At 70.3% G+C, this 18,974-nt stretch carries 15 protein-coding genes; 7 read left to right on the top strand and 8 right to left on the bottom strand.

What is annotated here, in order from left to right; all coding sequences use genetic code 11:
• Positions 1–50: 50 nt before the first annotated feature.
• Complete coding sequence (locus ACZ6DL_RS02190) at positions 51–2,597, bottom strand: ATP-binding protein (protein ID WP_466048468.1); 2,547 nt, start codon at positions 2,595–2,597, stop codon at positions 51–53.
• 102 nt (positions 2,598–2,699) lie between these two features.
• The gene (locus tag ACZ6DL_RS02195; RefSeq protein ID WP_466048469.1) at positions 2,700–2,954 is read right to left on the bottom strand and encodes a hypothetical protein; all 255 of its coding nucleotides are present in this window, start codon (positions 2,952–2,954) and stop codon (positions 2,700–2,702) included.
• A 130-nt stretch (positions 2,955–3,084) separates the two neighbouring features.
• On the opposite strand from ACZ6DL_RS02195, the gene kdpF reads away from it, so the two are divergent.
• The 4 genes from kdpF (at position 3,085) to ACZ6DL_RS02215 (ending at position 7,991) form a co-directional block, all read left to right on the top strand.
• Positions 3,085–3,291 (top strand): K(+)-transporting ATPase subunit F, encoded by a 207-nt coding sequence (gene kdpF / locus ACZ6DL_RS02200; RefSeq protein WP_466048471.1) that lies wholly within the window; start codon positions 3,085–3,087, stop codon positions 3,289–3,291.
• Complete coding sequence (kdpA, locus tag ACZ6DL_RS02205) at positions 3,292–4,962, top strand: potassium-transporting ATPase subunit KdpA (RefSeq protein ID WP_466048472.1); 1,671 nt, start codon at positions 3,292–3,294, stop codon at positions 4,960–4,962.
• A gap of 100 nt (positions 4,963–5,062) precedes the next feature.
• Positions 5,063–7,120, top strand: a complete 2,058-nt coding sequence (kdpB, locus tag ACZ6DL_RS02210) for a potassium-transporting ATPase subunit KdpB (RefSeq protein ID WP_466049519.1) — start codon at positions 5,063–5,065, stop codon at positions 7,118–7,120.
• A 1-nt stretch (position 7,121) separates the two neighbouring features.
• Positions 7,122–7,991, top strand: a complete 870-nt coding sequence (locus tag ACZ6DL_RS02215; RefSeq protein WP_466048474.1) for a potassium-transporting ATPase subunit C — start codon at positions 7,122–7,124, stop codon at positions 7,989–7,991.
• A 48-nt stretch (positions 7,992–8,039) separates the two neighbouring features.
• On the opposite strand, the gene ACZ6DL_RS02220 is transcribed toward ACZ6DL_RS02215, so the two are convergent.
• Positions 8,040–8,669, bottom strand: a complete 630-nt coding sequence (locus ACZ6DL_RS02220; protein ID WP_466049521.1) for an MBL fold metallo-hydrolase — start codon at positions 8,667–8,669, stop codon at positions 8,040–8,042.
• The gene (locus tag ACZ6DL_RS02225; RefSeq protein ID WP_466048476.1) at positions 8,663–9,748 is read right to left on the bottom strand and encodes an S-(hydroxymethyl)mycothiol dehydrogenase; all 1,086 of its coding nucleotides are present in this window, start codon (positions 9,746–9,748) and stop codon (positions 8,663–8,665) included. The genes ACZ6DL_RS02220 and ACZ6DL_RS02225 overlap by 7 nt, the downstream gene beginning before the upstream one ends.
• A gap of 227 nt (positions 9,749–9,975) precedes the next feature.
• Here ACZ6DL_RS02225 and ACZ6DL_RS02230 point away from each other — a divergent pair, with 227 nt between their 5' ends.
• Positions 9,976–10,401, top strand: coding sequence for a DUF1707 SHOCT-like domain-containing protein (locus ACZ6DL_RS02230; protein ID WP_466048477.1), 426 nt, complete (start codon positions 9,976–9,978; stop codon positions 10,399–10,401).
• A 57-nt stretch (positions 10,402–10,458) separates the two neighbouring features.
• Here ACZ6DL_RS02230 and ACZ6DL_RS02235 read toward each other — a convergent pair whose 3' ends face one another.
• Positions 10,459–12,105: a hypothetical protein gene (locus tag ACZ6DL_RS02235; protein WP_466048479.1), complete on the bottom strand. Its 1,647-nt coding sequence runs from the start codon at positions 12,103–12,105 to the stop codon at positions 10,459–10,461.
• Between the two features lie 441 nt (positions 12,106–12,546).
• On the opposite strand from ACZ6DL_RS02235, the gene smc reads away from it, so the two are divergent.
• A complete protein-coding gene (gene smc, locus ACZ6DL_RS02240; RefSeq protein ID WP_466048481.1) occupies positions 12,547–16,167 on the top strand; it encodes a chromosome segregation protein SMC in 3,621 nt (1,206 codons plus the stop codon).
• Positions 16,168–16,179: 12 nt separating this feature from the next.
• Here smc and ACZ6DL_RS02245 read toward each other — a convergent pair whose 3' ends face one another.
• Together ACZ6DL_RS02245 and ACZ6DL_RS02250 are read right to left on the bottom strand one after the other, a co-directional pair.
• Positions 16,180–16,377: a hypothetical protein gene (locus tag ACZ6DL_RS02245; protein WP_157172836.1), complete on the bottom strand. Its 198-nt coding sequence runs from the start codon at positions 16,375–16,377 to the stop codon at positions 16,180–16,182.
• Between the two features lie 130 nt (positions 16,378–16,507).
• Positions 16,508–17,428 carry an NmrA family NAD(P)-binding protein gene (locus ACZ6DL_RS02250; protein WP_466048483.1) on the bottom strand — a complete coding sequence of 307 codons (921 nt, stop codon included), beginning with the start codon at positions 17,426–17,428 and terminating at the stop codon, positions 16,508–16,510.
• Positions 17,429–17,534: 106 nt separating this feature from the next.
• Here ACZ6DL_RS02250 and ACZ6DL_RS02255 point away from each other — a divergent pair, with 106 nt between their 5' ends.
• The gene (locus tag ACZ6DL_RS02255; protein WP_466048485.1) at positions 17,535–18,308 is read left to right on the top strand and encodes a TetR family transcriptional regulator; all 774 of its coding nucleotides are present in this window, start codon (positions 17,535–17,537) and stop codon (positions 18,306–18,308) included.
• Between the two features lie 130 nt (positions 18,309–18,438).
• Here the strand turns inward: ACZ6DL_RS02255 and ACZ6DL_RS02260 are convergent, their stop codons facing one another.
• Positions 18,439–18,828, bottom strand: a complete 390-nt coding sequence (locus ACZ6DL_RS02260) for a DUF2237 family protein (RefSeq protein ID WP_019048221.1) — start codon at positions 18,826–18,828, stop codon at positions 18,439–18,441.
• Positions 18,829–18,974 lie beyond the last annotated feature (146 nt).

Genomic DNA, 18,974 nt, shown 5'->3' on the forward strand with positions numbered 1-18,974 from the left:
TCGGGCGTCTTCGTCACAACCGCCGCCTCCTGTGTCGTCACCCGGACACCTCACTCACCCGCGCGCGTCGTTTCGTGCGCCGCGCCGCCGCCGGTACCGTCCACGTCCGGCGGCTCGCCGCCGGGCAAGTCGACCAGCATGGTCAATCCTCCGCCGGGGGTGGGCTCGGCGTGCACGGTGCCGCCCATCGCTTCGACGAACCCGCGCACCACCGACAGACCGAGCCCGACTCCGGTGGTGTTGTCCCGGTCCCCGAGGCGCTGGAACGGTTCGAACAGCTGCTCCTCGGTACCTTGCGGTACGCCGGGACCGGTGTCGACGACCGCGATCGAGACCCGTTCGCCCGCCCGTTCCGCGGTGACCCGGACCGTGCCCGCGCGTGGCGCGTGCCGCAGCGCGTTGTCGATCAGGTTGGCCAGCACGCGTTCCAGCAGACCGCTGTCGGCGCGCACCGACACGTCGCCGACCTCGATGCGGACCCGGTCCATCGCGGCGCGGCGCAGTCCGCGCGCACCCATCCCGACGCTCACCAGCGCGCGGTGCACCGCCTCGTCCAGGTAGACCCGCCGCAGGCGCGGGGTGACGACGCCGACCGCGAGCCGGGAAGAATCCAGCAGATTGCCGACCAGCGCGGTGAGCTGGTCCACCGATTCCTCGATCGTCTCCAGCAGTTCGGCGGTGTCCTGCGGGGAGAACTCGATGTCGTCGCTGCGCAGGCTGGACACCGCCGCTTTGGCGCCGGCCAGCGGGGTGCGCAGGTCGTGACTGACCGCCGAGAGCAACGCCCGCCGCAGGCGATCGGCCTCCAGCAGGGCCGCGGCGGCGCCGGCCTCCTCGGCCAGGCGCGCCTGCCGCACCAGGGCGACGGCCTGGTTGGTGACCGCGTTGAGCACCGGGCGGTCGGCCGCCGCCAGCGGTCGGCCCGCCAGCAGCAGCCAGTGGCCCCCATCGCCCGCCTCGACCACGGTGTCCGCGTCCGAGGGGCTGCGCGGCGGGTCGGCACCCACTTCGGCGAGCATCCGGTCACCCGACACCAGGCAGACCGCGCGTTGCGCGAAGACCTCTCTGATCTGTTCGAGCAGCCGGGGCAGATCCGCGCCGTGCAGGATGGCGCCGGAGAACATGGTGAGCAGTTCGGCTTGCCGGGATGCCTTGCGCGCCTGGCCGGTTCGTTTCGCGGCCAGATCGACCAGCGCCGCCACCGCGACGGCGACGATGAGCAGCACCACCACGGTGATGAAGCTGTTCGGCTCGGCGATGGTCAGGCTGTAGCGCGGCGGCGCGAAGAACCAGTTCAACAGCAGGCCGGACAGCAGGGCCGAGAACGACGCGGGCACCACGCCGCCGAGCAACGCCACCGCGACCACGCCCACGACGAACACGGCGCTGATGCCGCCGAGATCCAGCACCTCGTCGAGGTACGCGGCGCCCAGCGCGCAGACCAGCGCGGGCACCAGCACGGCCGCGAGCCAGGCGGTGACGGGGCGGCGCGGGTGCAGCGCCGAGTACCGCAGCCCGCGGTGGGCCTCCTCGTGTGTCACCATGTGCACGTCGATCTTGCCGGAGCGCTGCACGACGGCGGAGCCGATGCCCTCGTCGAAGATCCGTGCCCAACGGGAGCGGCGCGACGTGCCGAGCACGAGCTGGGTCGCGTTCGCCTCGTGGGCGAACTCGAGCAACGCGGTGGGCACGTCCTCGCCGGTGACGGTGTGCAGCGAGGCACCCAGACCGGCCGCCAGTTCACGCAGCCGCGCCAGCCGCTCGGTGGACACCCCGGCCAAGCCGTCGCCGCGTACCACATGCACGACCACGAGGTCGGCACTGGATTTGGCGGCGATCCGGCCGGCCCGTCGCACGATGGTCTCCGATTCCGGACCACCGGTCACCGCCACCACGACCCGCTCGCGGGCCTCCCACAGCTCGGTGATGTGGTGGTCGGTGCGGTAGGCCGCCAGTGCGGCGTCCACCTGGTCGGCCAGCCAGAGCAGCGCCAATTCGCGCAGCGCCGTGAGGTTTCCCGCGCGGAAGTAGTTGCGCAACGCGGCGTCGACCTTCTCGGCGGCGTACACGTTGCCGTGCGAAAGCCTGCGCCGCAGCGCTTCCGGGGTGATATCGACCAGCTCGACCTGGTCCGCCCCGCGTACCACCGCGTCCGGCACGGTTTCGCGCTGCTGGATGCCGGTGATCCGCTCCACGACGTCGTTGAGGCTGTCCAGATGCTGCACGTTGACCGTGGAAATCACGTCGATGCCCGCGTCGAGCAGTTCCGCCACATCCTGCCAGCGTTTCTCATGCTTGCTTCCGGGGGCGTTGGTGTGCGCCAGCTCGTCGACCAGCACCACCGCGGGCGCACGCCGCAGTACCGCCTCGACGTCGAGTTCCGCGAACGTGCTGCCGCGATACTCGATCGACTTCGGCGGTATTCGTTCGATGCCGTCGAGCAACATCGCGGTCTTCTCCCTGCCGTGGGTTTCGACCACCCCTGCCACCACATCGCGGCCGCGTTCCAGTCGCCGGTGCGCCTCGCCGAGCATGGCGTAGGTCTTGCCGACTCCCGGCGCGGCGCCGAGGTAGATACGCAGCTGACCGCGTTTCACGTGTTCATCATCGCGCGTCGCGCTGCCGCGGCCGCGCAAGGCTCGATCACCACGGCGTGCTGCCACGGGCACGGTGCTGCCGCGCCGCGTCGCCGGTCCCCGTCACCGGCGCGCATCGTCCGCCTCGATCACGACCGGTAGGGGCCGCCGCGTCTGTTCACGAGTGCCGAGCGCGCGGATGACCAGCGCGCAGCAGACGAATGTGGCGACGAGGACGACTACCGACATTGCGATCCCTCTCTTCTCTCCCGGCCGTTCGGCACCGGTCGCACTGGAATGGTCCGCGTGGTCCGGCTCTCCACTTCTACCGCCGCCGGACCCGCCGACCTCGATCTTTACGGTGTGCTGACGGTTCACCGGGATTCCTTGACGGGTTACTTGCGGGACGTCGCGCGGCTGTCAACGAAGCGCAAATGCCCGGCAGCGGAGCATCAAGAAGTCGTCAGGAACCGGTCGGCGGGGCCGGACGGGCGGTTCACTCGCTCTGATGCGCCGCGTCCCGGCGCGCGGAGGGAGGTTGTGGAGTCATGTCGGTCGTCGTGTTCACCGCGCTCACCGTGGCTGCGTTCGCGCTGCTGGGGTTGGTCCAGCGCGGGGTGGAGAAACTGTGACCGCGAATTGGATCGGTCTGGTTCTCGCTGTCGGCGTGGCGATCTACCTGATCGCGGCGCTGCTGTTTCCCGAGAGGTTCTGAGTGAGCACGACAACCGCCGGGGCCGTTTTCGTGGCGGCCCTGATCCTGGCGCTCGCGCTGGTGCACGTGCCGCTGGGGGATTACATGTACCGGGTGTACGAGGGGCGAAGACACTCTCGTGCCGAACGCCTCGTCTACCGCGCGATCGGCGCGCAACCGGAAGTCGAGCAGCCGTGGCCGGTGTACGCACGCAGTGTGCTGGCCTTCTCAGCGGTCGGCATTCTCTTGCTGTTCTTCTTCCAACTCCTGCAAGGCCGATTGCCGCTGCACCTGAACGATCCGGGCACCACGATGACGCCCGCGCTGGCCTGGAACACCGCGGTCAGTTTCGTGACGAACACCAACTGGCAGAACTACTCCGGTGAATCCACTCAGGGGCACCTGGTGCAGATGGCCGGGCTCGCCGTGCAGAACTTCGTCTCGGCGGCGGTCGGCATGGCCGTGGCGGTTGCGCTGGTGCGCGGGTTCGCCCGCAGGCACACCGGCGACCTCGGCAACTTCTGGGTGGATCTGGTGCGCGGTACGCTGCGCGTTCTGCTGCCGATCGCGTTCGTGTTCGCGGTCGTGCTGGTGGCGGGCGGTGTGATCCAGAACTTCCACCTGCACGATCAGGTGGCGCAGACCCTGAACGGCACCGAGCAGACGATCACCGGTGGGCCGGTCGCCAGCCAAGAGGTGATCAAGGAACTGGGCACCAACGGCGGCGGCTTCTACAACGCCAACTCCGCGCACCCCTTCGAGAACCCGGCTGCCTGGACCAACTGGGTGGAGATCTTCCTGCTGCTGGTGATCAGCTTTTCGCTGCCGCGCACCTTCGGCCGGATGGTGGGCAGCCGCAAGCAGGGCTACGCGATCGTCGCGGTGATGGGGACGATCGCACTGATCAGTGTCACGTTGACCAATCTTTTCCAGCTCCAGCACCACGGCACTGTGCCGACCGCGATCGGCGCGTCCATGGAGGGCGCCGAGCAGCGCTTCGGCGTGGCGAATTCGGCGACCTTCGCCGCCTCGACGACCCTGACCTCCACCGGAGCCGTCGACTCGTTCCACGACTCCTACACCAGCCTCGGCGGATTGATGACGATGTTCGATATGCAGCTGGGGGAGGTCGCGCCGGGCGGCACCGGATCGGGTCTGTACGGCATGCTGATACTCGCGGTGATCACCGTGTTCGTCGCGGGCCTCATGGTCGGGCGCACCCCGGAGTACTTGGGCAAGAAGATCACGCCGCGCGAGATCAAGCTCGCGGCATCCTATTTCCTGATCAGCCCGCTGATCGTGCTGGTCGGCACCGCCGCCGCTATGGCAATGCCGGGCCCGCGCGCGAGCATGCTGAATACCGGGCCGCACGGTCTGTCGGAGGTGCTGTACGCGTTCACCTCAGCCGCCAACAACAACGGCTCCGCCTTCGCGGGCCTGACCGGCAACACCGAGTGGTACAACACCGCACTCGGGCTCGCCATGCTCTTCGGCCGCTTCCTGCCGATCATCTTCGTGCTCGCGCTGGCCGGTTCACTGGCCCGGCAGGGCACCACCCCCGCGTCGATCGGCACGCTGCCGACGCACCGGCCGCAGTTCGTCGGCATGGTCGTCGGCGTGACGGTGATCCTGGTCGCGCTCACCTTCCTGCCCGCGCTGGCGCTCGGGCCGCTCGCCGAAGGAATCCACTGACATGTCCAGTTCTGTGATGGAGGAGAAGGTTTCGGCGCATGCCGAGCCCGAGCGGCGGCGGCGGGGCGAGAGCGTCCCGAGGGGAGTGCTCGATCCGAGGATGCTGCTGACCTCGTTGCCGGACGCGCTCCGCAAGCTCGATCCGCGCACCCTGTGGCGCAACCCGGTGATGTTCATCGTCGAGCTGGGCGCGGTGTGGTCGACCGTTCTCACACTGGCGGATCCGTCCTTTTTCGCCTGGGCGATCGTCGTGTGGCTATGGCTCACGGTGATCTTCGCGAATCTGGCCGAGGCGGTCGCGGAGGGGCGCGGCAAGGCGCAAGCCGACACACTGCGCAAGGCGAAGACCGACACCGTCGCACGGCGACTGGTCGAGTGGTCACCGGGCGCGCGGGTGGTCGAGGAGCGCGTCGCCGCTGCGGGACTGCGCCGCGGCGATCACGTCGTGGTCGAGGCCGCGCAGGTGATCCCGGGCGACGGCGACGTCGTGGAAGGCATCGCCTCGGTCGACGAGTCGGCGATCACCGGTGAATCCGCGCCGGTGATCCGGGAATCCGGCGGTGACCGGTCGGCGGTGACCGGCGGCACCACCGTGCTGTCGGACCGGATCGTCGTGCGGATCACCCAGGAGCCGGGGCGCAGCTTCATCGACAAGATGATCGCGCTGGTGGAGGGCGCCAGCAGGCAGAAGACCCCGAACGAGATCGCGCTGAACATCCTGCTGGCGGCGCTGACGATCATCTTCGTCTTCGCGGTCGTCACCCTGCAGCCGATGGCGATCTTCAGCAAGTCGAACAATCCGGGGGTGCCGGACAGCGCGGCGCTGGACACGCACGGCGTCACCGGCATCGTGCTGGTCTCGCTGCTGGTGTGCCTGATCCCCACGACCATCGGCGCGCTGCTCTCGGCGATCGGCATCGCGGGCATGGATCGCCTGGTGCAACGCAACGTGCTCGCCATGTCCGGTCGTGCCGTCGAGGCCGCGGGTGATGTGAACACGCTGCTGCTGGACAAGACCGGCACCATCACCCTCGGTAATCGACAGGCCACGAACTTCGTCCCGGTGCCCGGCGTGAGCGAGGACGAATTGGCCGACGCCGCACAGCTTTCCAGCCTGGCCGACGAGACGCCGGAAGGCCGCTCCATCGTCGTCTACGCCAAGCAGACCCATGGGCTGCGGGAGCGGACGGCAGGCGAGTTGGCCCACGCGCGGTGGGTCGAATTCACCGCGCAGACCCGGATGTCGGGCGTCGACCTGGACGGCCGCCGGTTGCGCAAGGGCGCGGCGGGCGCGGTCACCGACTGGGTGCGGGCCGAGGGCGGTGCGGTGCCCGGCGAACTCGGCGCGATCGTCGACGGGATCTCCGCGGCCGGCGGCACGCCGCTGGTCGTGGGCCGGGTAGCCGACGGCGTCGCGCGGGTGCTGGGTGTGATCCAGCTCGAGGACGTGGTGAAGCAGGGGATGCGTGAACGGTTCGACGAGATGCGCCGGATGGGCATCCGGACCGTGATGATCACCGGTGACAATCCGATGACCGCCAAGGCGATCGCCGACGCGGCCGGGGTCGACGACTTCCTCGCCGAGGCGACGCCGGAGGACAAGCTGGCGCTGATCAAGCGGGAACAGGAGGGCGGACGGCTGGTCGCGATGACCGGTGACGGCACCAACGATGCGCCCGCGCTGGCGCAGGCCGACGTGGGCGTCGCGATGAACACCGGCACCTCGGCCGCCAAGGAGGCGGGCAACATGGTCGATCTGGACTCCGATCCGACCAAGCTGATCGAGATCGTGGAGATCGGCAAACAGTTGCTCATCACCCGCGGTGCACTGACCACGTTCTCCATCGCCAACGACATCGCCAAGTACTTCGCCATTATTCCGGCGCTGTTCGTCACGCTGTTCCCCGGTCTGGACCGCCTCAACGTGATGCGCCTGGCCAGTCCGCAGTCTGCGATCCTGTCGGCGGTGATCTTCAACGGCCTCGTCATCGTGGCGCTCATCCCGCTCGCGCTGCGCGGGGTGCGTTACCGGCCGTCGAACGCGTCGAAGTTGCTCAGCCGCAATCTCGCCGTCTACGGGCTCGGCGGCGTCATCGCGCCGTTCCTCGGCATCAGACTCATCGACCTCGTTGTCCATTTCCTCCCCGGGATGTCCTGAGATGCGCTTTTCGACCTGGATCCGACAGCATCTCGCCGCGTTGCGCGCCCTGCTCGTGCTCACGGCGATCACCGGAATCGGCTATCCCCTGGCGGTACTCGCGGCGGCGCAGCTACCCGGGCTGCACGACAAGGCGGACGGTTCACTGCTCGAGGCGAACGGATCGGTCGTGGGCTCCGCCCTCATCGGTCAATCGTTCGCCGCCGCCGACGGCGCCGCACTCGCGCAGTATTTCCAGAGCCGCCCGTCGGCCGCTGGTCACGGCTACGACCCGATGGCCACGGCGGCGAGCAATCTCGGACCGGAGGACATCGTGGACACCGCGTCGCGGCCGAGCTTGCTCACCACCGTGTGCGCGCGTAGCAAGGCGGTCGGCGACCGTGAGGGGGTCGACGGCAGTCGCCCGTTCTGCACGAAAGACGGTGTGGGCGCGATTCTCTCGGTGATCGGTCCTCGCGGGACCGACGGCGACGTCGCGCATCCGGTGCAGGTCGTCAGCGTCAACCAGGTCTGCCCCGCGCGGCCGTTCCTCGCCACCTATCGCGGAGCGCGTGTCGAATGCGCCGAACCCGGACGGGACTACACCCTCGGCCGTATCGTGCCGATTCGCGGTGACGCCCCCGACTCCCCGGCGGTGCCCGCGGACGCCGTATCCGCTAGCGGCAGTGGGCTGGACCCCCATATCTCACCGGAGTACGCGACCATTCAGGTGGCGCGTGTCGCGAAGGCACGCGGGATCACCGAGGGGCAGGTGCGGGCACTGGTCGGCGAACACACCCGCGGCCGGACCCTGGGGTTCCTGGGTGAGCCGCGGGTCGACGTCCTGCGCTTGAATCTGGATCTGGATCAGCGCTACCCGTACCGCGGCTGAGCGGGATCGCGGGTGGCCGCGCTCGATCCACCCGCGATCCTCGAGGTCTCAGTGACCGCGGGCGATCCACTCGGCCAGGAACGGTTTCTCCGCGCCGATGGTGGTGGAATCGCCGTGCCCGGTGTGCACCGCGGTTTCCTCCGGCAGCGTCAGCAGGCGGTCGCGGATCGACTCGATGATCGTGCCGAAATCGGAGAACGAGCGACCGGTCGCGCCGGGCCCGCCCGCGAACAGCGTGTCGCCCGTGAACACGGCTTTCGCGTCGGGCAGGTGCAGGACGACCGATCCGGGGGAGTGCCCGGGCGTGTGCAGCACGTGGATCTCGGTGTCCCCCACGGGTATCCGATCGCCGTCCGTGAGCGGCTGGTAGCCGGCGTCCGGGTGGGTCATGCGCCACAGCGGCTCGTCGCCGGGATGCAGCAGGACCGGTGCGTTCAAGCGTTCGGCGAGTTCGGGCGCCACCGTCACGTGATCGTTGTGCCCGTGGGTGCACACGATCGCGCGGACGGCGCGGCCCGCGACCGCCGCGACGATCGGGCCCGCGTCGTGGGCGGCATCGATGACGACCACCTCGTCGTCGTCACCGACCAGCCAGATGTTGTTGTCCACCGCCCAGGTACCACCGTCCAGGCAGAAGTCGCCGGAGGTGACGACGCGGTCGATGCGGGCGGTCACCAGACCACCACCGAGCGCAGCACATCGCCGGTGTGCATCTCGGCGAAGGCCCGCTCCACCTGGTCGAGCCCGATGCGTTCGGTGACGAAGCGGTCCAGCGGCAACCGTCCCTGGCGGTGCAGGCCGATCAGGGTGGGGAAGTCGCGTTCCGGCAGACAGTCGCCGTACCAGGAGGATTTCAGCGCGCCGCCGCGGGAGAACAGGTCCAGCAGCGGCATCTCGATGGTCATCTCCGGAGTCGGCACGCCGACGAGCACCACCGTGCCGGCCAGGTCGCGGCCGTAGAACGCCTGCTTCCAGGTCTCGGGTCGCCCGACGGCCTCGATGACGACGTCGGCGCCCCACCCGCCGGTGTACTCCTGGATCTTCTCCACTACGTCCTCGGTGGTGGCGTCGATCGTGTGGGTGGCGCCGAAGTCCGTGGCCCAGCCCAGTTTCCGGGCGTCGCGATCCACCGCGATGATGGTCCTGGCCCCCGCCAGGCGGGCTCCGGCGATAGCCGCGTCCCCGACGCCGCCGCAGCCGATCACCGCGACAGTGTCGCCGGTCGACACGTTGCCGGTGTTCATCGCCGCGCCGATGCCCGCCATCACGCCGCAGCCGAGCAGGCCTGCCACCGCGGGGTCGGCCGCCGGATCGACCTTGGTGCACTGGCCCTCGTGCACCAAGGTCTTGTCGGCGAACGCTCCGATGCCCAGCGCGGGGGTCAGCTCGGTCCCGTCGGCGAGCGTCATCTTCTTGCTCGCGTTGCGGCTGTCGAAGCAGTACCAGGGCCGGCCCCGTTTGCACGCCCGGCACTCACCGCAGACCGCGCGCCAGTTGAGGATCACGTAGTCACCCTCCGCCACGTGGGTGACCGCGGCGCCCACGGTTTCCACCACGCCCGCCGCCTCGTGACCGAGCAGGAACGGGAAGTCGTCGGTGATACCGCCTTCGCGATAGTGCAGGTCGGTGTGGCAGACGCCGCAAGCCTGCACCCGCACCACCACGTCGTGTGGTCCGGGATCCGGGATCACCACCTCGACGATCTCGACCGGTGCGCCTTTGCTGCGGGCCACGACCCCGCGGACGGTTTCCGACACCTGTTCCTCCTCGAGCGAGTTGGTCGGGACGCGGAGCCGGCCGTTCGCCGGGCCCGCGAGCCGAACACCTGTCCATACAGTTGTTCTCGTCTAACCGAACATTACCGCCGCCGGGTGGGCAGTCCCCGCTTTCGGACGCTGAACGTCCCGGGTTGACATTCCACTTTGGAGGGTTATCCTAGACCTATATTCCACTATGGAGGGTGGAACCGTCGATAGGACCAGGCATGGACATCTCCACCGGCACCCGCGCCTCGAATGCCGAACGCGACGCCGTGGTGCGCCTGCTCGGCAGGCATATGGCAGACGGGCGGCTCGATCTGCCCGAATACGACCAGCGCGTCGCTCAGGTGTACGCCACCACCGATCGTGAGGACCTGCGCTCGGTGCTGTCCGATCTGCCCGAACTCGGCAAGGATGCCGTCGCACCGGCTTCCGCGCGCCCGCGCATCCCGATCTGGCAGCGCATCGAGGGCAGCACCTGGCTCGCCGTGAGCCTGCTGGTGCTCGTCATCTGGGGTGCGGTCTCGCTGAGCGTCGGCGCCTTGACCTACTTCTGGCCGATCTGGGTGATCGGCCCGTGGGGCGCCGTCCTCGCCTTCCGTATGGTGGCCGGCTTCGAGAACGGCCGGTTCACCGACCGCGCGAGCTGAGCCCCGCTTCTCGGCGCTGTCACCCGGAGCGCCGGGTGACAGCGCCGATTTCGTGTCCTACCACCCGCGCCGCGAGGTGGACTCGTGTGAGGGGGCCGGGTTTTCGCGCCGTGAGCCCTGATCGCCGCGATGGCGGCGGTCGGGTGGCGGTTGATCGTAGGTCCGCTCCGGGATGCGTTCGGACGGTGTCGGCCGGTCCCGCCGACCGGTCCTCGGCTCGAAGTCCATCGGCGGCTGAAGGGTGCGCCCTGACCGCCGACCGGGTCGTGAACGAGGGGAATCGGTCTCGTCGGGGTAGCGATCCGGCTGCCGGGCGACGTGCTGGTCGTCGTCGGCGAGTTCGCGGTGTCGACGTCTCGGGAGGTCGGGACGGCCGGAGGTGGGCCGGGTGGGCACTTGCGGCTCGTCCGCACCGGGCCACCGATCGCCGCGCTGCGGCGATTCGGGTTCGCCGCGTCGACGGCGCGCCGGAGGCGTTCGCGCGGGCGAGCCGTGGTCGTCGCACCGGAGGTTCTGTTGCGCCACGTCGTCGCGTGATCGTCGAGCGGCACCGGCGCGGGGGGATGAGGGTCGGGGGGCGGCGGCGCTTGGTGTGGAGCGGCGCTCGGAAGCTCTCCGAGCGGCCGGAGGTCCTTCGCGACCGGACGAGAGCCGGGCATGGTCATCGTCCACGGCTTCGGCCGACCGGCGTGCGGTCCCGGTGCCGGACGCGTCATCAGGCAGCTTGCGGAGGGACTTGCCCGCGCGCGGCGGCTGCGGTGGACGGCCCGGCTGGAGGACGGGTAGTTCGCGGGTGGTCTGCGCGGCGTTGACGCCCTTCTCCCGGTAGGTCGCGGGAATGTCGTGGGCGCGCAGCCACGCGCCGGGGTCTCGGCGAGCGCCGGCGTCCAGCCAGGGAATGGTGTCCTCGAGCAGATCGAGGAGGTCGCCGGGCCCGTCAGCGAGGGCGCTGCGAATCGCGTGGAAGGCGTCGGGGTGGAACGTCCACTTCCATTCGGAGGGCGGATGCGCACCGTCGTGCCACCGGCCGTGCACGACGAGGTCGCCGGAGCGGCCGATCCTGGCTCGCACCGTTCGCCTGCTCGATTCGATGACGAGTTCGCCCGTCTCGGTGCGGGTGATCTGCTCTGTCTCGTCATGGTCGTCGAGTTCGCCGTCGGCTTCCTCGTCGGGGTCCACGCGGCGAATCCATTTCGTCATCGCGTTCAGGGTCGGCAGGGGCAGCCGTTCGCCCGAGGCGCCGAGGCGGGTGATCCGCAATGTCCGCGCAATCCCGGTGACGAGATCGGCGCGCCCCGCGGATTCCTCGGGTTCGAGCTGGTCGTCGTCTTCGAGGTCGGCCACGGGAGCGGGCCTCGCGGCCGCCTCCGTGCGACGCGCTCGCTCGCCCCTGCCGTATGCCGTGTCCGCCCGACGCCCGGATCGGCCGGGAAAATTCCCAGGACTGGGAGTTTCGTACTGCTCGGCGTCGTCCCACGGCGGATCGGCGTCCTGCTCCGGCCCGCGCAGCTTGATCTCGAACCACGCCGCGGCCAGGGCGGCGGCGCCGAGAGCGGCCGCGAACGCCACCTCCACCCGCACATCGCCGAGCAGCGCGCTCTTGCTGCGCTCGCAGGCGTGCAGGAACACCAGGCTGCCGAGTACCAGCCCCGTGATCCGGGCAAGGCGCAGCCGCGTGCTCGTCCCTGGTGAGGGGGCAGACATCGTGGTGCGCTCCCGAACGTTCCGCTGGCGAATCAGAGGGATCGTATGTGGCCGGAGCGCGCGGCGTCAGTGCCAGTTCGAGACCGCCCGGATTCGGCTGATCGACGAGCCCGGAAGCGGACCGGCGATCGAGCGAACACGCAGGGGCGTCGCGCCGTCGCGGGCGAGGGCCCAGTGGTTCGCGGTGCGCGCGCCACCGGTCCGGACCGGGTGCTACAAACAGTGCGGCGCGCCGTCCGGGCAAACCCCGGGCACATCGAAATGCGCGCGAACCGGCGGCGAGTCGATAACCTACGGATATCGCCGAACCGCCACTCGGCCGCGTGCGCCGTCGGGGCCCGGGAGCGCCCGGCACGCGACGGATACCATGACTGGTCGCCGGATGCGCTGCCTCGACCGCGCGGAACGCCGACCGGGCAGAACACGGAAAGGTCGTCGAACTTGCACCTGAAGAGTCTGACGTTGAAGGGCTTCAAGTCCTTCGCGTCCGCGACGACGCTGCGGTTGGAGCCGGGCATCACGTGCGTGGTCGGTCCGAATGGATCGGGCAAGTCGAACGTCGTCGACGCGCTCACCTGGGTGATGGGCGAGCAGGGTGCGAAGGCGCTGCGGGGCGGCAAGATGCAGGACGTCATCTTCGCGGGCACGGCGGGGCGCGCGCCGCTCGGCCGCGCCGAGGTCACGCTGACCATCGACAATTCCGACGGCGCACTGCCGATCGACTACGCGGAGGTCTCCATCACCCGGCGCATGTTCCGCGACGGAGCGGGCGAATACGAGATCAACGGCAACTCCTGCCGCCTGATGGACGTGCAGGAACTGCTCAGCGACTCCGGTATCGGCCGCGAGATGCACGTCATCGTGGGTCAGGGGCAGCTGTCGGCGATCCTGGAGTCGCGCCCGGAGGACCGCCGCGCGTTCGTCGAAGAGGCCGCCGGTGTGCTCAAGCACCGCAAGCGCAAGGAGAAGGCGGTCCGCAAGCTGGAGGCCATGCAGGCCAACCTGGCCCGGCTCACCGACCTCACCACCGAACTGCGCAGGCAGCTCAAACCGCTGGGCAGGCAGGCCGAGGTGGCCCGAAGGGCGCAGACCGTGCAGGCCGATCTGCGTGACGCGCGGCTGCGCCTGGCCGCCGACGACCTGGTCACCCGCCGCGCGGAGCTGGCAGGTCAGCAGAGCAAGGAGGCCTACGCGCGCGAGCAGCAGATCACCGTGCAGTCCGAGCTGGACGCCGCCAACGCGGCGCTGGCGCAGCAGGAATTCCAGCTGTCCCGGTTGACGCCGAGCGCCGAGGCCGCCGCGCAGATCTGGTTCCAGCTCTCCGCGCTGGCCGAGCGGGTCAACGCGACCATCCGCATCGCGGGCGACCGGGCCCGGCACCTGGACACCACCGCTCCGGTCGGCGCGGGCCGCGACCCCGAGCAGCTCGAGGCCGAGGCCGATCGTGTCGAGGCCGAGGAGGCCGAGCTGCGCGAGGCGGTCGAGATGGCCACCGAGACGCTGGAGGCGGCCAGAGACCAGCTGGCCGAACGCGAGCACGCCGCCAAGGCCGCCGAGCAGGCGCACCTGGCCGCGGTGCGGGCGATCGCCGACCGGCGCGAGGGCGTGGCCCGGTTGGCGGGCAAGGTGGACACCTTGCGGGCCAGAGCGCAGTCGGTGGACGCGGAGATCGCGCGCCTGTCGGTCGCCATCGCCGACGCCCGCCATCGCGGCGAGGCCGCCCAGGCCGAATTCGACACGGTGCAGACCGAACTCGACGAACTCGACGCGGGCGAGGCCGGTCTGGACGCCCAGCACGAGCACGCGGTACAAGCCCTCGAACTGGCCGATCAGCGCGTCACCGAACTGCGCGAACAGGACCGCGACGCGAGCAAGCGGGTCGCCTCGCTCGGCGCGCGCATCGAGGCGCTCGGGATGAACCTCGCGCGCCGCGACGGCGTGGCCTGGCTGGTGGAGCACCGCGAACAGGGTTTGCTCGGCCCACTCTCGGCGCTGCTGCGCGTGCACGGTGGGTATGAGGCCGCCGTCGCCGCCGCGCTCGGCCCGCTGGCCGACGCCGTCGCCGCCGACACCGGCGAGTCCGCGCACGCCGCCATCCAGGCGCTCAAGGCCGCCGACGGTGGTCGCGCCGCGGTCGTCTTCGGCACCGAGAGCGCCGAGGGGCCGCACCCGGGCGCATTGCCCGGCGGCGCCCGCTGGCTGGTCGACGTGGTGGAGTGCCCCGACACCGTGCGTGGCGCGATCGCGGCGCTGACCGCGGGAATCGCCGTGGCCGAGGATCTGCCCGCCGCCCGCGCGCTGGTCGCCTCCCGGCCCGGCCTGCGCGTGGTCACCCGCGACGGCGACCTCGCCGGAAACGGCTGGCTGCTCGGCGGTTCCGATCGGGCGCCCAGCCAGCTGGAGATCCAGGCCGACATCGATGCCGCCCAGGCCGAGCTGGTGTCCGCGCAGCGGCGCGCCGAGGAACTCGAGGCCGCGCTGTCCGGCGCGCTCGAGGAACAGGCCGACCGCAAGGACGCCGTCGATCAGGCATTGCTCGCCCTGCACGAATCCGATCAGGCGCTGGTGGCGATCTACGAGCGGCTGGGCAGGCTCGGCCAGACCGCCCGCACCGCGCACGCGGAGAGCGAACGGCTGCTCGGCCAGCGCGACGACGCCGAGGCCAACCGGGAAGAGGCGCTGGCCGCGCTGGCCGACCTGGAGGATCGCCTGCGGCACGCGGAATTCGAACAGTCCGAGGTGGATGCCGACGGCGCGGGCGCCGCGGGTACCGAAGCCGCGGGCCGCGCGCGCGAGGAGGCGGCGTCCGCGCTGGCCGAGGCGCGCGCGATGGAGGTCGAGGCCCGGCTCGCCGTGCGCACCGCCGAGGAACGCGCGGAATCGGTACGCGGCAAGGCGGAGTCGCTACGCCGTGCCGCTCGTGCCGAGCGGGAGAACCGCGCCCGCGCCGAACGCGCGGCGGCCGCGCGCAAGAAGGCGGCCGAGGTGGCCGCCGCTGTCGCCGAATCCGGTGCGAAGATCGCCGCCGAGCTCGAGCGGGTGGTCGCCGCGGCGGGCGCCCGCAGGGACGAGCTGGTGCGCAAGCGCTCGGAGTGCGCCGCGCAGGTCGAGCAGATCAAGGAGCGGGTGCGTGCGCTCACCGCGCAGCTGTCCCAGCTCACCGACGCCGTGCACCGGGACGAGGTGGCGAAGGCGCAAGCGGCGCTGCGCATCGAGCAACTGGAGGCGACGATCGCCGAGCAGTTCGGCATCGCGTTGAACGATCTGATCGCCGAGTACGGTCCGGACGTGCCGCTGCCGCCCTCGGCGCTGGAACTACAGGAGTACGAGCAGGCCAAGGAGCGGGGCGAGCAGGTCAGCGAGCCCGCACCGATGCCCTACGACCGGCAGACCCAGGAGCGTCGCGCCAAGCGCGCGGAGAAGGATCTGGCCACCCTCGGCAAGGTGAATCCGCTGGCACTGGAGGAATTCGCGGCGCTGGAGGAGCGCTACAACTTCCTGGCCACCCAGCTCGAGGACGTCAAGAGCGCGCGCAAGGATCTGCTCGACGTGGTCGCCGAGGTCGACGCCCGCATCCTCCAGGTCTTCACCGAGGCATACGCCGACGTGGAGCGCGAGTTCGTCGGGGTGTTCGCGAAACTGTTCCCCGGCGGCGAGGGCAGGCTGCTGCTCACCGACCCCTCCGACATGCTCACCACCGGCATCGAGGTGGAGGCCCGTCCGCCGGGCAAGAAGGTCAAGCGGCTCTCGCTGCTGTCCGGCGGAGAGAAGTCGCTCACCGCGGTCGCGTTGCTGGTGGCCATCTTCCGCGCCCGGCCCTCGCCGTTCTATGTGATGGACGAGGTCGAAGCCGCGCTCGACGACACCAACCTGCGTCGCCTGATCGGCTTGTTCGAGCAGCTGCGGGAGAAGAGCCAGCTGATCGTCATCACCCACCAGAAGCCGACGATGGAGATCGCCGACGCGCTCTACGGCGTCAGCATGCGCGGCGACGGCATCACCCAGGTGATCTCCCAGCGGCTGCGCGGGGAGAATCTGGCGCCGGTCGGCGCGGCGGGCTGAGCCGCCGCGCGGTCACCCGCCGGTCGCGGGGAGGGTGACCGTGCCGGCGTCCAGGTCGACCAGCGGATCGTCACCGGAGACGCGGTCGTCGAGCTTCGCGACCGCCACCCATTCCTTGCGCTCGTGGATGTGCTTGCGCGACGGGCCGAATATCTCGTCGACTTCCGCGCCCACCGGGTCGCGCCGGGGACGGCGGGATGCTCGGCGCATGCGTAACACCGTGCCGAGGGTACGCCTGGCGGGGCGATCACCCCGGCGAGCTGGGCGGCGGCTGAGCAGACGTCCGCGGCATCGTCCGCCGACCGGTCACGCCGTCACATGCGGATCGGCCGGGCTCTTGTCAGCTGACCGCGGCGGTGGCCTTTTCGCCGTCCAGCAGCGCTTTGATCTGCGCCGCACCGGTTTCGGCGAGCCAGGTGTCGAATGTCCGCAGGCCGGGATGGATTTCGCGGGTCTCGTCGACATCGGCGCGCCAGCCGCCGGTGTGGCGCATCGAACGCCAGGTATTGCCGATCTCCGCGCCGATCGCGTCCGCCTCGGCCTCGCCGACCTCCTGATACCGGACGGAGTGGCCGGTGGCCGCGCTGATCGCCGCGGCGGCCGCGGGCGGGGCGAGCACGTCGCCCGCGAGTTCGAGGACGCGGCCGTGGAATCGATCCGGGTCGGCGAAGACGAGACCGGCGATATCGCCGATATCCGCCAAGGCGATCACCTTCATCGGCCCTTCGGCCGGGAAGAGATGCCGGTGTACGCCGTCGAAGATGCCGTCGACCGGTGAGGTGCGCAGCAGGTAGTTCTCCATGAACCGCACCGGGCGCAGCAGGGTGTAGCGGGCGCCGCTGGCGATGACGGCGTCTTCGATGCGCTTCTTGCCCGTCACGCCCCACGACGCGTTGTCGCCCATCGAGGCGATGCCGGTGAACACGATCTGCCGAACGCCGGCGTCGCGCGCCGCGTCCACGACCGCTCGTCCGCGCGCGGCTTCCAGGTCGACATCCCAGCCCTGCGGACGGTATGCGGCCGGCGGGACCAGGAACAGCCCGGTGACACCGGCCAGCGCCGCGGGCAAGGTCTCCGGGGCGTCGAAGTCGCCGACGACGAGTTCGGCGCCCGCCGCGGCCAGGGCCTGTGCGGCCGGTGCCTGCGCGTCGCGGACCAGCGCGCGCACCGCCCTGCCGTCCGCCAGTAGCCTGCGGGCGGTCACTCCGCCCTGCTTGCCGGTGGCGCCGGTGACCAGGATGAGGTTGTGCTGAGGGGACATGCTCCGCCTTCTCTGCTCGTTAGAATCGGGTCGGTCAACCCGGATTCGGACGATACGGGTGGCTCGACCCGATTCACCAGGTCGCTTCCAGGAAGGCCGTAACGAAATGACCACCTCGCTCGCCCCGGACGGGCTGTCCCGAGCCGATGCCCGGCGCAACCGCGCCCTCGTGCTGGCGGCCGCGCAGCGGGCCTTCGCGGAGCAGGGCGCCTCGGTGTCGCTCGCCGAGGTCGCCCGCAGGGCGGGCGTCGGCGCGGGCACCGTCTACCGCCACTTCCCGACGAAAGCCGCTCTGCTGGAAGCCGTTATGCAGCAGCGCATCGACCGGTTGGCGAAAATGGCCGCCGACCGTCTCGGCGCCGCCGATCCCGGCGCCGCCTTCTTCGACCTGTGCACCGCCGTGATCGCCACGACCCCGGGTAACCAGGCGCTGTGCGATCTGGTCCAGTCCGACGACGGGTGGCCGCGTGCGCTGTTGCAGGGCGCGGGCGTGCGTTTTCATCGCGCGCTGGGCGCGCTGCTGGCCGCGGCCCAGCGCGAGGGGGCGGTCCGGGCCGACATCGAACTCGACGACGTGCTGGCGATCTTCACCGGATGCGTTGCGATTCAACAACTCCGCAAGGCGCGGGGCGAAGTGGACCGCACCGCGGCGCTCGTGCTCGACGCGCTGCGCGCCCGGCCGGGCGGTCCGGCGGTGACGAAACAGGATGCCGGGATCGAAAACCGTAACGAATCAGTCGAACGTAACGAAACCGGGGACGGTCGCTGCCCGGTGTGCCACGCGGCGGTGCCGCGGGCCGGGACGGGCCGCCGGGCCAGGTATTGCTCGGCGGCATGCCGCCAGAAGGCGCATCGCAGGCGTGTTGCGGCGGCCCGGTAGGGAGAATGGCGCATCTGTGCCATTCGGTGCTCTACTGCGCCACCCATCCGATCGGACGCCGGTTCGCCGTCGGGGGCGGTGGATCCTCGCGGCGACCCGCCGGGGGCCGAGGAAGAGAATTCCCCCTCGCTCAGAGCAGGTCGCTGACGTCGTCGGGCACGTCGACGGCGTACTTGCGCAGAATGTCCATCGAGATCACTTCCAGGGCGTTCTCGTGGGTGGCCGCCAGCACCACGGGCGCGGCCACGCCGTCCTCGTGTGCGTGCAGCCACCGCACGGCCACCACGCACCACCGATCGCCTGGCTGGAGGCCAGGAAAATTGTTCTCCGGACGCGGCGTGCTCAAATCATTTCCGATGGACGCTTGATGCTCCAGGAATTCTGCCGTGACGACGGTGCACACGGTGTGGCTGCCCAGATCCTCCGGCCCGGTACTGCAGCAGCCGTCCCGGTAGAAGCCGGTGAGAGGATCGGTGCCGCACTCTTCCAGCGGCCCCCCAAGCACGTTTCGATCGGTCACGTCGCCGATCCTATTGTCCCTTCGCGAGAAGTTCCGCAGGACAAGAAATCTCGGGGGCTGTGTCGGTACCGGGCAGGGCTCGTGCACGGCCCGGTATCTGCGGTGTTCCCCGAGGTCACGCCGTCGGCCCGGTGGTGCGACTCGCG

Source organism: Nocardia sp. NPDC041819, from assembly GCF_055590505.1.